The organism is Streptomyces maremycinicus (assembly GCF_001184025.1).
Lineage (GTDB): Bacteria > Actinomycetota > Actinomycetes > Streptomycetales > Streptomycetaceae > Streptomyces > Streptomyces maremycinicus.
This window is the reverse complement of record NZ_BBYG01000013.1, coordinates 74,441-87,157: the sequence shown is the minus strand read 5'-3', so window position 1 is coordinate 87,157 and position 12,717 is coordinate 74,441. Positions and strand designations below refer to the sequence as shown.

10 protein-coding genes and 1 tRNA gene are annotated in these 12,717 nt (G+C 70.7%); 5 read left to right on the top strand and 6 right to left on the bottom strand.

Going from position 1 to position 12,717, the window contains the following annotated elements; translation table 11 throughout:
* Positions 1-6 precede the first annotated feature (6 nt).
* Entirely contained in the window at positions 7-2,535 is a 2,529-nt protein-coding gene (locus AOQ37_RS16125; RefSeq protein ID WP_062645220.1) for an ABC transporter permease, read from the bottom strand.
* Positions 2,536-2,585: 50 nt separating this feature from the next.
* Positions 2,586-3,356, bottom strand: a complete 771-nt coding sequence (locus AOQ37_RS16120; protein ID WP_062645219.1) for an ABC transporter ATP-binding protein — start codon at positions 3,354-3,356, stop codon at positions 2,586-2,588.
* Between the two features lie 391 nt (positions 3,357-3,747).
* Here AOQ37_RS16120 and AOQ37_RS16115 point away from each other — a divergent pair.
* From AOQ37_RS16115 to AOQ37_RS16105, 3 genes are all read left to right on the top strand, one after another.
* Positions 3,748-3,831: transfer RNA gene (locus AOQ37_RS16115), tRNA-Leu, on the top strand.
* 198 nt (positions 3,832-4,029) lie between these two features.
* Positions 4,030-5,205: a 4-hydroxybenzoate 3-monooxygenase gene (locus tag AOQ37_RS16110; RefSeq protein ID WP_062645218.1), complete on the top strand. Its 1,176-nt coding sequence runs from the start codon at positions 4,030-4,032 to the stop codon at positions 5,203-5,205.
* Between the two features lie 203 nt (positions 5,206-5,408).
* Complete coding sequence (locus tag AOQ37_RS16105) at positions 5,409-6,302, top strand: Bax inhibitor-1/YccA family protein (RefSeq protein ID WP_062645217.1); 894 nt, start codon at positions 5,409-5,411, stop codon at positions 6,300-6,302.
* Positions 6,303-6,417: 115 nt separating this feature from the next.
* Here the strand turns inward: AOQ37_RS16105 and AOQ37_RS16100 are convergent, their stop codons facing one another.
* Entirely contained in the window at positions 6,418-6,645 is a 228-nt protein-coding gene (locus AOQ37_RS16100) for a DUF4287 domain-containing protein (protein WP_020128488.1), read from the bottom strand.
* A gap of 134 nt (positions 6,646-6,779) precedes the next feature.
* On the opposite strand from AOQ37_RS16100, the gene AOQ37_RS16095 reads away from it, so the two are divergent.
* Positions 6,780-7,061, top strand: coding sequence for a hypothetical protein (locus tag AOQ37_RS16095; RefSeq protein WP_062645216.1), 282 nt, complete (start codon positions 6,780-6,782; stop codon positions 7,059-7,061).
* A 3-nt stretch (positions 7,062-7,064) separates the two neighbouring features.
* On the opposite strand, the gene AOQ37_RS16090 is transcribed toward AOQ37_RS16095, so the two are convergent.
* From AOQ37_RS16090 to AOQ37_RS16080, 3 genes are all read right to left on the bottom strand, one after another.
* The gene (locus AOQ37_RS16090) at positions 7,065-7,874 is read right to left on the bottom strand and encodes a hypothetical protein (RefSeq protein ID WP_062645215.1); all 810 of its coding nucleotides are present in this window, start codon (positions 7,872-7,874) and stop codon (positions 7,065-7,067) included.
* A gap of 297 nt (positions 7,875-8,171) precedes the next feature.
* Positions 8,172-9,392: an acetyl-CoA C-acetyltransferase gene (locus AOQ37_RS16085; protein WP_062645214.1), complete on the bottom strand. Its 1,221-nt coding sequence runs from the start codon at positions 9,390-9,392 to the stop codon at positions 8,172-8,174.
* Positions 9,393-9,994: 602 nt separating this feature from the next.
* Positions 9,995-11,023, bottom strand: coding sequence for an SGNH/GDSL hydrolase family protein (locus tag AOQ37_RS16080; protein WP_062645213.1), 1,029 nt, complete (start codon positions 11,021-11,023; stop codon positions 9,995-9,997).
* 161 nt (positions 11,024-11,184) lie between these two features.
* Between AOQ37_RS16080 and AOQ37_RS16075 the strand changes: the two genes are divergently transcribed.
* Entirely contained in the window at positions 11,185-12,573 is a 1,389-nt protein-coding gene (locus tag AOQ37_RS16075; protein ID WP_062645212.1) for a cystathionine beta-synthase, read from the top strand.
* Positions 12,574-12,717: the final 144 nt, after the last annotated feature.

The following is a 12,717-nucleotide window of genomic DNA, read 5'->3' as shown; positions in this document are numbered from 1 at the left end:
GCCGTGCTACTCGGACTTGATCGCGGCCAGCATGTTCAGGCGCGACGCCCGCCGGGCCGGCCACAGCGCGGCCAGGATGCCCACCCCGGCGGCCAGCAGCAGGAAGACGGCCATCCTGGCCCACGGCACGACCAGCTCGTACGTCGCCATCCTGGTGCCGAGCAGCTCACCGGCCGCCCAGCCGAAGAACACGCCGAGGCCGATGCCGAGCACCCCGCCGAAGAGCGAGATCACCAGGGACTCCAGCCGGACCATCCGCTTGACCGAGCGCCGGTCCAGGCCGATGGCCCGCAGCATGCCGATCTCCTGGGAACGCTCGAAGACCGACATCGCGAGGGTGTTGATGACGCCGAGCACCGCGACGATCACGGCCATCGCGAGCAGCCCGTAGAGCATGTTCAGCATCAGCGTGAACATCTGCGCGACCTCGTCGGAGAGGTCCTGCTTGCTCTGGACCTTGACGGCCGGGTTGGAGCCGAGAGCCTTCTCCAGCCGGTCCTTGGTGGCGTCCGAGGCGCCGCCGGAGGTCTTGACCATGACCCGCATGTCGGCCGGGTCCGTCAGATGCGGGGTGAGGTCGGCGTTGTCCAGCAGGATGCCCTCGATCAGCTCGTTGCCCTCGTAGACCGCGGACACCGTCAGCCGCTGCTTCTTGCCGTCCTCGTAGTTCACCGTGAACGGCGAACCGGCCTTCCAGCCGTGGGACTCGGCGGTGGCGTCGTCGACGATGACCTGTCCGCCGCCCACCTCGAACGAGCCGTCCTCGACCTTCAGGTCGGTCAGCGCGCCGATGGTGGAGCCGGTGACGCCGGTGAGGTACTCGGTCGTGCCGTCGATCCGGCCGGGCGCGTTGCGCATCGGGCTGGTGGCGGTCACCCCGTCGGCGGCCTTCAGCTTCTCGTCGATGTCGGCGGAGAGTTCGTTGCCGTTCGCCATCGACACGACGTAGTCGGCCCTGATCGCGGAGGACGCCATCTTGTCGATGGACTTCTGGAGGCTGCCCGCCATCACCGTCATCCCGGTGATCAGGGTCAGACCGATCATCAGCGCGGAGGCCGTGGCCGCCGTACGGCGCGGGTTGCGCACCGAGTTCTGCCGGGCCAGCTTGCCGGACACCCCGAAGATCCGCAGCAGGGGCGCGGCGGCCGCGATCAGCGGGCGGGACAGCAGCGGCGTCAGGATGAACACGCCGATGATGAGCAGGACGGCGCCGAGACCCATGGGGGCCTGGCCGTCGGAGCCGCTCATGGTCGTCGCGGCCAGGACCACGGCGACGCCCGCCGCCGAGAACAGCGCGCCCAGCGTGTTGCGCAGCACCAGCGACTTGGTGCTCGCGGTGGCGTGCACGCTGCTCATCGCGGCGACCGGCGGGATCTTCGCGGCCCGGCGGCCGGGCAGCCAGGCCGCCAGCATGGTGATGACGACGCCGACGACGAGGGCGGCGGCCACCGTGCCGCCCGAGACGACGAGCGGCCCGTCCGGGACGGTCGCCCCCAGCGTCCCGAGCAGCGAGCGCAGCCCGGCACCGATGCCGATACCGGCGACCAGGCCGGTCACCCCGGCGACCGTGCCGACGACGAACGCCTCGATCAGCACCGACCGCGTGACCTGCCGGCGGGAGGCGCCGACGGCCCGCATCAGCGCGAGTTCCTTGGTGCGCTGGGCGACCAGCATGGTGAAGGTGTTGGCGATGATGAAGGTGCCGACGAACAGCGCGATCCCGGCGAAGACCAGCAGGCCCTGCTTCATCCCGCTCATCGAGGCGGAGATCGTCTCCGCCTGGTCGTCCGCGAGGCGCTCGCCGGTGACGGTCTCGACCTCGCCCTTCGGCAGGGCGGCGTCCAGCGCGGACTTCAGCGCGCTCTGCGAGGTCCCGGCGGCGGCCCGCACGTCGATCTCGTCGTAGGTGCCGGGCTTGCCGAAGAGCTTCTGGGCGGTCGCCGTGTCGAACAGGGCGAGGCTGCCGCCGGCCGCGACATTGCCGTCGTCGGTGGTGAAGACGCCGGTGATCCGCGGGGCGAGGACGGGGCCGTCGACGGAGATCCGCACGGTGTCGCCGACCTCGTAGCCGGCCCGCTCGGCGGTCCTGGAGTCGATGAGGACCTCGCCGGCACCGCTCGGCGCGCGGCCGGTGACGAGCGGGTACCGGGCGTCCTTGTCGCCCCAGTAGTTGCCGCCCTGCGACTGGAAGCCGCCGCCGACGAGCTTGCCGTCCTTGTCGGCGATGGCCGTGAAGCCGTTGACGACGCCGACGGCGGACGCGGCGCCCGGAACCCCGGCGCTGCGCTCGAGCAGCGACTCGGTCAGCTCGGGGGTCTTGACGATGCGGTCGCCGACGTCGTCCTGGGCCTTGGCGGTGACGGCCACGTCGACCTGGTCGAAGCCCTTGGCGGAGCTGTTCTGGAGGGCGTTGGAGAGGGTGTTGGTGAAGACCAGCGTCCCCGACACGAAGGCCACGCCGAGCATCACGGCGAGCACGGTCATCAGGAGCCGGGCCTTGTGCGCGAGCACGTTGCGCAAGGCGGTACGGAACATGGGTTCTTCTCAGTCCTGCTCGTCGACGAGCGGTCGGTCCCGGTGGGGGATCAGCTGGTGCGGCCCTTGGCGTCGAACTGCTTCATCCGGTCGAGCACCGAGTCGGCCGTCGGCCCGTACACCTCGTCGACGATCCGCCCGTCCGCCAGGAAGATCACCCGGTCCGCGTAGGCCGCCGCCACCGGGTCGTGGGTCACCATCACCACCGTCTGGCCCAGCTCCCGCACCGAGTTGCGCAGGAAGCCCAGCACCTCGGCGCCCGAGCGCGAGTCGAGGTTTCCGGTCGGCTCGTCGCCGAAGATGATGTCCGGCCGGGAGGCGAGGGCGCGGGCGACGGCGACCCGCTGCTGCTGTCCGCCGGAGAGCTGCGAGGGCCGGTGGCTCAGCCGGTCGGCCAGCCCCACCATCCGGATGACCTTGTCCAGCCACTCCTTGTCCGGCTTGCGGCCCGCGATGTCCATCGGGAGCGTGATGTTCTCGATCGCCGTCAGCGTCGGCAGCAGGTTGAACGCCTGGAAGATGAACCCGATCTTGTCCCGGCGCAGCTTGGTGAGCTGCTTGTCCTTCAGCGTGCCGAGTTCGGTGTCGCCGATGCGCACCGATCCGGAGGAGAAGCTGTCGAGGCCGGCCACGCAGTGCATCAGGGTGGACTTGCCGGAGCCGGACGGCCCCATGATCGCGGTGAACTCGGCCTGCCGGAAGTCGACCGAGACCCGGTCCAGAGCGACCACCTGGGTCTCGCCCTGTCCGTAGGTCTTCGACAGGTCCGTGGCACGGGCGGCCACGGCGGTGGTCCGGTCGGCGAGGGGGCTGGTGGTCACGGGCGTGGCTCCTGACGGGACGACGGCAAGTCTGGGGGACGTGAACCATCGTCCTGGCCGCCGACGGCCGTGTAGTCACCCGCTGTTCCGGTTCCGAGGGCAGTCTCGGGTCGGACAGCCGGCGGCCGTGTCATACCTGGGGATGACCCCCGTCCCTGACGGCCGGATCGTCAAGAACCGGTGGAGCAACCTCGTTCGGACGGTGAAATTCCGTCATTCCGCATACGTAAACGGTTGCCGCGCGCCAGGCTACTGGCAAGTGCGGATGGCGAGTTCCATGTGCTGATGCACCCTCAGACGTCAATAAAATAAGACAACATCGGTCCGCTGTTCCGCTGTTCGAGGGACGGATCCCGATAGGGTCGGAAGCTCAAGCGGAGCCCTCAGGCCTGCCCAGATGGTGGAATGCAGACACGGCGAGCTTAAACCTCGCTGCCCCTTCGCGGGCGTGCCGGTTCAAGTCCGGCTCTGGGCACTTCCGACGTCTCGGCGATCGCTGCATCCTCCATCGAGGCATTGACCGCCGCGGCGGCCGGCTTCCTTCACAGGTCGACGTCCGGCGTCCCCGCGTACCGCGTACCGACCGTTGACACCCGGTGGACAGGGGCGCAGACTCACGTCACCAAGACAGTGAAGAAAACTTCACTGTGCGAACAGTGAAGGGAAACGCCCGATGCGCACCACCGTCGGCATCGTCGGCGCCGGCCCCGCCGGCCTCCTCCTCGCCCGTCTGCTCCACCGCGCCGGTATCGACTCCGTCGTGCTGGAGAGCCGCGACCGGGCCTATGTCGAGCAGCGCCAGCGCGCCGGGATCCTGGAGCAGGGCACGGTGGACGTGCTGCGCGAGGCCGGCGCCGGGGAACGCATGGACCGCGTGGGACTGCGCCACGACGGCATCGAGCTGCGCTTCGACCGGCGGCGTCACCGCGTGGACTTCCCCGCCCTGACCGACGGCCGGTCCGTGACGGTCTACGCGCAGACCGAGGTGTGCAAGGACCTCATCGCCCTCCAGCTGAAGGACGGCGGCCCGCTGCTGTTCGAGGCGGAGGCGCTGGCCGTCGAGGACGCCGGCACCGACCACCCGCGGGTCCGTTTCCGCCACGAGGGCGTCGAGGACGTCCTCGAATGCGACTACGTCGTGGGCTGCGACGGCTTCTGGGGCGTCGCGCGGCAGGCGATACCGCAGGAGCTGACCCGCGTCTTCGAGCGGACGTACCCCTTCGGCTGGCTCGGCATCCTCGCCGACGTGCCGCCCTCGCACGACGAGCTCGTCTACGCCCGCCACGACCGCGGCTTCGCCCTGCTGTCCATGCGCTCCCCGTCCGTCTCCCGCCTCTACCTCCAGGTGCCCGAGGGCACGGACGCGCAGGCGTGGGCGGACGACGAGATCTGGGACGAGCTCGAGCGCCGCTTCGAGACCGACGACGACTGGAAACTGGAGCGCGGGGCGATCACCCAGAAGTCGGTCACCCCGATGCGCTCCTATGTGCACGAGCCCATGCGGCACGGCCGGCTGTTCCTCGCCGGGGACGCGGCCCACATCGTGCCGCCGACCGGCGCGAAGGGGCTGAATCTCGCCGTCGGGGACGTCGTCACCTTCGCGCGGGCCCTGACGCACCGCAGGGACACGGGGTCCACCGCCCTCCTGGACGCCTACTCCGAGACCTGTCTGCGGCGCGTGTGGCAGGCCGAGCGGTTCTCGTACGACATGACCACCCTGCTGCACCGCGCCCCCGACGCGACCCCCTTCGAGGACCGCCTCCAGCTCGCCCGGCTGGAGCGGATCGCCTCCTCCCGCGCGGCCGAGGCCGACCTGGCCGAGGCGTACACCGGCTTCCCGTTCGGGTGAACGGGCGCGGGGGTCTCCGTGCGGTACCGGTCATGTCGCGGCTCGGTCATGAATACGGCCCTCCTGTGCCGGGAATCACGACGCCACGTAGCGTGTTGGCCAGCAGCAAGAGGGAAAGATCCTCCCCAAGCACTAGGGTCAATCCTTTGCCTACCCATTACCCTTGAGCTCAAGGCCGCGCAGTGTGGCCACGGAGGAGTGCAATGAGGAGCAGAAACCCGGTCTTCTCGCGACGGGGGTTCAGCCGCGACAACGGCTACGCGGGCTTCAACGCCGCGCCGCAGGCCGGGGGACCCGCAGTCGGCACGCAGCAGGGCAACCCCTACGCCCAGCAGGCCGGCAACCCGTACGCGCAGAACCCTTACGCCCAGCAGGACCTTCAGTACGGCGCCCCGCCGCAGGCCCCGGCCGCCGCCGGCCGGATGACCATGGACGACGTCGTCGCGCGCACCGCGACCACGCTCGGCCTCGTCGTCCTGACCGCGGTGCTGTCCTGGGTGCTGCTGCCCGTCGACGAGGCCAACATCGGCAAGTCGTACGGCATCGCCATCGGCGCCGGTCTGGTCGCCATGGTGCTGGCCCTGGTCCAGTCGTTCAAGCGCCGCGCCGCCCCCGCGCTGATCCTGTCGTACGCCGCCCTCGAGGGCGTCTTCCTCGGCGTGATCTCCAGCGCGGTCTCCACGTACATCGCGGACGGCGTCGTCGCCCAGGCGGTCATGGGCACCATGGCGGTCTTCGCCGGCGTGCTCGTGGCGTACAAGGCGGGCTGGATCCGCGTCAACCGCCGCTTCTACGGCTTCGTGATGGCCGCGGCGCTCGGCTTCGTCCTGCTGATGGCCGTGAACCTGCTGTTCACCGTCTTCGGCGGCGGCGACGGCCTCGGCTTCCGCAGCGGTCCGCTCGGCATCGTGTTCGGTGTCATCGGCATCCTGCTCGGTGCCTGCTTCCTCGCCCTGGACTTCAAGCAGGTCGAGGACGGCATCGCGTACGGCGCCCCGCGCGAGGAGGCCTGGCTCGCCGCCTTCGGCCTCACGCTGACGCTGGTCTGGATCTACATGGAGTTCCTGCGGCTCCTGTCGATCCTCAACAGCGACTGAGCGACCGCGAGCGGCGGCCGGTCGGCAGACCGACCGCCCAGGCGGTGAGAAGGGCCCCGGGATTTGATCCCGGGGCCCTTCTCCGTGTCCGTGGAGGTGCTGCGTCGCGTGCGCGCTAGAGGAGTTTGCGCGCTGCCCTCCTCAGGTCGTACTCGTGGATGATCGCCTTGGCGTGGCCGTACGCGAGGTTGTGCTCGGCGCGCAGCCAGCTGACCTTCTCCTCGAAGCGGAGAGCGGGGCCTTCGTCGACGGTGCGCAGCCAGTCGGCGACCTCACGACCGGTGCAATGGGGGATGCGGGCCAGTATGTTGCGGTGGGTCTCCTCGGAGAGGACATGGGACATCGGCGCCTCCGGTAGCAAAGGGGATGTAAGCCGGTCCTTCAGGTCACCGTGCCTGAGTGTTCGCCCGTTGGCAACAGTCCCGGTGCGACGCGTAGTCTCGCGCCGTGGCTGATACGACGTCCCTGACCCGTGCGGTGGACCACTTCGCCGACCGTCTGCGCGCCGCCCCGCAGAGCCGGCTCCAGAGAGGCGCGGCCGCCGAGGCGCTGGCGCTGGCCAGGGAGTTGTCCCGGCGCGCGCAGCTCATCGAGGAGCCCGGGGCGCTGCCGCGCGAGATGCCGGACGCCGGGATGTTCGCGGCCGCCGACCAGATCACCGTCGCCGCGCACGACTTGGCCCTCGTACTCACGGACGAGGGCCAGGTTCGGGAAGCTCTGGAGTTGGTGGCGCAGGCGCAGAAGCGGGCGGGCGTGTGAGCCTCACAGGCTCGCTATGACCCGGTCGGCCAGGATGTAGACGTTCTCCGCGCCGCACTGGAACGTCAGGGTGTACGCGCCCGAGATGCCCGAGCCGCCCAGCAGGAACGGGGTCTCGCCCGCGGCGAGGGCCGCGGCGAGGCGCTCCGCCGTCTCGCGGTGCCCCGGGGTCATGCACAAGGTGGTGCCGTCGGCGAAGACGTAGACGTCGAGGGTGCCGAGCGGGCCCGGGCGGACGTCGGTCAGTTCGATCCGGGACGCGGCCAGTTCCTCGAGCGTGGCGACCGTGCGCTCGTGGTCGTTCACGACCGGTGACTGGACCGGGACGAAGTCGGGGTGGGACGGGTGACGGCGGCGGGCGGCGGCCAGTTCGGCGGACTCCCCGGCGAACTCGTCGGCGTCCGCGGTCGGCTCGCTCACCGACTCCAGCGGCTCCAGGCCCACGAAGTCGGTCTGGCGGGGCAGGAACAGCTCGCTGTCCGGGAGGCCCAGCAGGGTGGGCGCGTCGGAGGCGTCACGGCCTTCCTGGGCGGCCCAGAAGGCGCGGGCCTCGGCCAGCTCCCGCTCCCGCTCCTCCGCGAGCGCCTCGGCGACGGCGGCGCGTATCTCAGCCGCGTCGGCCGTGCCGCGGGCGGCCGGGACGAAGCCGCGCAGTTCGGCCGCGGTCTCCTCGGCGTTCCTGGCGTCCTTGGCGAGCTGGGTGTGCAGGGCGGCCACCTGCCGGCGCAACTGCAAGAGGGTGCGCAGGACGGCGACGCCCACGGCGCCCGTGGCGGCCGTGGTGACCAGCAAGGCGATCGGCATGGCGCTCACTGACGTACTCCCGGTTCAAAGTCGACCCCCGACTTCCTACATCAGCTTGAAGGGTGGACTATCCAACTGTCAGTGCGTAACGTCACGAAACGGGCAGGACTTTGGGCCTGGGGTTCGGGGCTGAAAGGCGCTGAGCTGGGTTGATCCCTCCAGGGAGGGAGATAGGTCACATCCTGGGGGAGATTGGATCACAGAACGGCCCGGAATCCAGGGGCTTTCCGGACTCCGGGCTGATCCGTCACGGCAGGTGCTGAAACGGTTACGCAGGGGCCCTGCCGAGGGCCCCGGGCGGGGTGGTCAGCTGAGGCGCTCGATGACCATCGCCATGCCCTGGCCGCCGCCGACGCACATCGTCTCCAGGCCGAACTGCTTGTCGTGGAACTGGAGGGAATTGATGAGCGTGCCGGTGATGCGGGCGCCCGTCATGCCGAAGGGGTGGCCGACGGCGATGGCTCCGCCGTTGACGTTCAGCTTGTCCAGATCGATGCCGAGCTCGCGGTAGGAGGGGATCACCTGGGCCGCGAACGCCTCGTTGATCTCGACCAGGTCGATGTCGTCGATGGTGAGGCCGGCCCGGCGCAGCGCCTGCTTGCTCGCCTCGACCGGACCCAGGCCCATGATCTCGGGGGACAGGCCGGAGACGCCGGTCGACACGATGCGGGCGAGCGGGGTGAGGCCGAGCTCGCGGGCCTTGGTGTCGCTCATGACGACGACGGCGGCGGCGCCGTCGTTCAGCGGGCAGCAGTTGGCCGCGGTGACCAGGCCGTCGGGGCGGAAGACCGGCTTCAGGCCCTGGACGCCCTCCAGCGTGACGCCAGCCCGGGGACCGTCGTCCTTGCTGACGACCGTGCCGTCGGGGAGCGTGACCGGGGTGATCTCCCGCTCCCAGAAGCCGTTCTTGATGGCTTCCTCGGCGAGGTTCTGCGAGCGGACGCCGAACTCGTCCATGTCCTGACGGGTGACGCCCTTGATGCGGGCGAGGTTCTCTGCGGTCTGGCCCATCGCGATGTACGCGTCCGGGACGAGGCCGTCCTCACGCGGGTCGTGCCAGGAGGTGCCCTCCTGCGCGGCGACGGCCGCGGTGCGGGCCTCGGCCTCGGCGAAGAACGGGTTGCGGGTGTCGGGCAGGCTGTCGGAGTTGCCCTTGGCGAACCGGGAGACCGTCTCGACGCCGGCCGAGATGAAGACGTCGCCCTCGCCGGCCTTGATGGCGTGCAGGGCCATCCGGCTGGTCTGGAGGGACGAGGAACAGTAGCGGGTGATCGTGCAGCCGGGGAGGTGGTCCATCCCCATCTGCACCGCCACGATGCGGCCGAGGTTGTTGCCCTGCTCGCCGCCGGGCAGGCCGCAGCCGAGCATCAGGTCGTCGATGTCCCGCGGGTCCAGTTCGGGGACCTTGGCGAGGGCGGCCTGGATGATCGTGGCGGTGAGGTCGTCCGGGCGCAGGTCCTTCAGGGAGCCCTTGAAAGCGCGGCCGATGGGTGAGCGGGCGGTCGAGACGATGACTGCTTCGGGCATCACGGCTCCATTGGCGAGGGTGTTCGTACGGGCACGGCTGTCTGGGAAGTTACCCGTACGTATGGGCTGGGTCACTGGTGTCGCGGTGTGACCCTGGCCGCAATTTACTAAGCGCTTGCTTTGGCCTCCGGCGGTTGGGCGGGGGGGTTCGGGTGGGGTGGCGTGGGCCGGGCGTGCGGGTGGGGTGGCGTGCCGGGCCGGGGGCTGCCGCCCCCTGGACCCCCGCTTCGGCCCTGAACGGGCCTCGTCCTCAAACGCCGGACGGGCTGGTCGGTCGACCCCGGCCGGGGTGATCGGGCAGGCCCCGGTCGGTCTGGTGGTGCGACCCCGGCCGGGGGCTGCCGCCCCCTGGACCCCCGCTTCGGCCCTGAACGGGCCTCGTCCTCAAACGCCGGACGGGCTGGTTGGCCGACCCCGGCCGGGTTGATCGGGCAGGCCCCGGTCGGGCTGGTGGTGCGACCCCGGCCTGGTCGGTCGCGCAAGCCCCGGACGGGCTGGTCGGTCGACCAGGCCGGGTTGATCGGGCAGGCCTCGGACGGGCTGGTTGGTCGACCCCGGTCGGGCTGGTCGGTCGACCCCGAACGGTCGGCCGGGGTGGTGCGTCAGGCGTTGGTGGGGGATGTCGGTTCTGCTTCCGTCACCCGGCGGCGCCTGCGGCGCTTGAGGAGGGCCCAGGGGCCTCGGGGGCCCGTGGGCATCGCCGCGGTGACCTCCGTGCCGGCCTCCGACGCCGCTTCCGCCGCCGCCCGGGCCACCGGGAGGAAACCCTCGCGGCGGGAGACGTCCGGGCGCTCCTCGTCCGCCGGCCAGAGGCCGAGGGCCGCGCAGACCGTGGGGAGGACCGCCATCGCCGCCGTCGCGTACCCCTCCGCCGAGGGGTGGTAGTGGTCGGGGCCGAACAGCTCGCGCGGGTTGGCCTCGAACTCGGGGCCCAGCAGGTCGCCCAGGGAGACCGTACGGCCACCCTGCTCGACGGCGCCGATCGTCTGGGCGGCCGCCAGCTGACGGGAGGCCCGGCGGGCCAGCCAGCGCAGCGGCTGCTGGACCGGCTCGATCGTGCCCAGGTCGGGGCAGGTGCCGACGACGACCTCGGCGCCGGCCGTGCGCAGCCGCCGTACCGCCGAGGACAGATGGCGGACCGAGCGGGTGGCCGGCATCCGGTGGGTCACGTCGTTCGCGCCGATCATGATCACGCAGACGTCGGGCACCTCGTCCGAGTCCGAGAGGACCAGCGCGACCTGGCGGTCGAGATCGTCCGACTGGGCGCCCGGAAGCGCCACGTTGCGCAGCTCCACGGGGCGCTCGGCGACCGCGGCCAGGCCCGACGCCAGCAGCGCGCCCGGAGTCTGCCCGGAGCGGTGGACGCCCTGGCCGGCCGCCGTGGAGTCGCCCAGCATCGTCAGGCGCAGGGGTTCCTTTCCGGGGCCGGGCGCGTCATAGGCGAGGCCGTATCGGCCGTCCGCCTGCGGGACGTGCGGATGCGCCCCGTTGTTCACCTGGCGCCGCGCCAGATGCACCTCCGCCACCACCAGCCCGACCGCCGCGGCCCCGGCCAGTCCGATGCCGCCGCCGCCGTAAGCCGCGCCGGCCGCGATGCGCCGGGCCACTCTCGCCCTCGACATGCTCGTCATGCCTCGACGCCACCTCCTCGTGTCCGTACACCCACTCCTTGCCCCGTACGGACGGTCGCCCAATCTCAACCGGGAGTGAACGTGCCTACCCGGTCGCCGCCCGGGCCGTACCCTGGCGTAACCACTACGACCACTGTTTTTGCAAGCAACCGGAGACAACGGTGCAATTCCACGACTCGATGATCAGCCTCGTCGGCAACACCCCGCTGGTGAAGCTCAACAGCGTGACCAAGGGCATCCGGGCGACCGTCCTGGCCAAGGTGGAGTACTTCAACCCGGGCGGTTCCGTGAAGGACCGCATCGCCCTGCGCATGATCGAGGCGGCGGAGAAGAGCGGGGAACTCCTGCCCGGTGGCACGATCGTCGAGCCGACCAGCGGAAACACCGGGGTCGGGCTGGCCATCGTGGCGCAGCAGAAGGGGTACAAGTGCATCTTCGTGTGCCCCGACAAGGTGAGCACCGACAAGATCAACGTGCTGCGGGCCTACGGCGCCGAGGTCGTCGTGTGCCCCACCGCCGTGGACCCCGAGCACCCGGACTCCTACTACAACGTCTCCGACCGGCTGGTGCGGGAGACGCCGGGCGCGTGGAAGCCGGACCAGTACTCCAACGCGAACAACCCGCTCTCCCACTACCACTCCACCGGCCCTGAGCTGTGGGAGCAGACGGAGGGGCGGATCACCCACTTCGTGGCCGGCGTCGGCACCGGCGGCACCATCTCCGGGACCGGGCGCTATCTGAAGGACGCCAGCGAAGGCCGGGTCCAGGTCGTCGGCGCCGACCCCGAGGGGTCCGTGTACTCCGGCGGGTCCGGGCGCCCCTACCTCGTCGAGGGCGTCGGCGAGGACTTCTGGCCGAGCGCCTACGACCGGACCGTCGCCGACGAGATCGTCCCGGTGTCCGACAAGGACTCCTTCCAGATGACCCGGCGGCTCGCGAAGGAGGAGGGCCTGCTGGTCGGCGGCTCCTGCGGGATGGCCGTCGTCGCCGCCCTGCGCGTCGCCGAGCGGCTCGGCCCGGACGACGTCGTGGTAGTCCTGCTGCCCGACAGCGGCCGCGGCTACCTCTCGAAGATCTTCAACGACGAGTGGATGGCCGACTACGGCTTCCTCGAGGACGAGGGCCCCAGCGCCCGCGTCGCCGACGTCCTCAACGACAAGGTGCACGGCGCGATCCCGTCCCTCGTCCACATGCACCCGGACGAGACCGTCGGCCAGGCCATCGAGGTCCTGCGCGAGTACGGCGTCTCCCAGATGCCGATCGTGAAGCCCGGCGCCGGTCACCCTGACGTCATGGCCGCCGAGGTCGTCGGGTCGGTCGTGGAGCGTGAGCTGCTGGACGCGCTGTTCACCCAGCGGGCCTCCCTGGAGGACCCGCTGGAGAAGCACATGTCCGCCCCGCTGCCGCAGGTCGGCTCCGGTGAGCCGGTCGGCGACCTGATGTCCGTGCTCGGCAACGCGGACGCGGCGATCGTCCTCGTCGAGGGCAAGCCCACCGGGGTCGTCAGCCGCCAGGACCTGCTGGCCTTCCTGGCCAAGGGCGGGAAGTAACTTCCGGGGGACAGCGGACGCAACCTCCGGGAAACCTCCGGTGAACGGACCCTTCGGGCGCCGAACTTCCGTTTGCCTACCGAACCGGTGGACTTCGCGGAAGTGGTACGAGCGTGTCACGTGCACGCAGCACCTGGTTAACAC

Excerpts from the sequence above, each read along its gene's own strand:
- AOQ37_RS16125 (WP_062645220.1), bottom strand. The coding sequence starts at position 2,535 with ATGTTCCGTACCGCCTTGCGCAACGTGCTCGCGCACAAGGCCCGGCTC.
- AOQ37_RS16110 (WP_062645218.1), top strand. The coding sequence starts at position 4,030 with ATGCGCACCACCGTCGGCATCGTCGGCGCCGGCCCCGCCGGCCTCCTC.
- AOQ37_RS16105 (WP_062645217.1), top strand. The coding sequence starts at position 5,409 with ATGAGGAGCAGAAACCCGGTCTTCTCGCGACGGGGGTTCAGCCGCGAC.
- AOQ37_RS16100 (WP_020128488.1), bottom strand. The coding sequence starts at position 6,645 with ATGTCCCATGTCCTCTCCGAGGAGACCCACCGCAACATACTGGCCCGC.
- AOQ37_RS16085 (WP_062645214.1), bottom strand. The coding sequence starts at position 9,392 with ATGCCCGAAGCAGTCATCGTCTCGACCGCCCGCTCACCCATCGGCCGC.
- AOQ37_RS16080 (WP_062645213.1), bottom strand. The coding sequence starts at position 11,023 with ATGACGAGCATGTCGAGGGCGAGAGTGGCCCGGCGCATCGCGGCCGGC.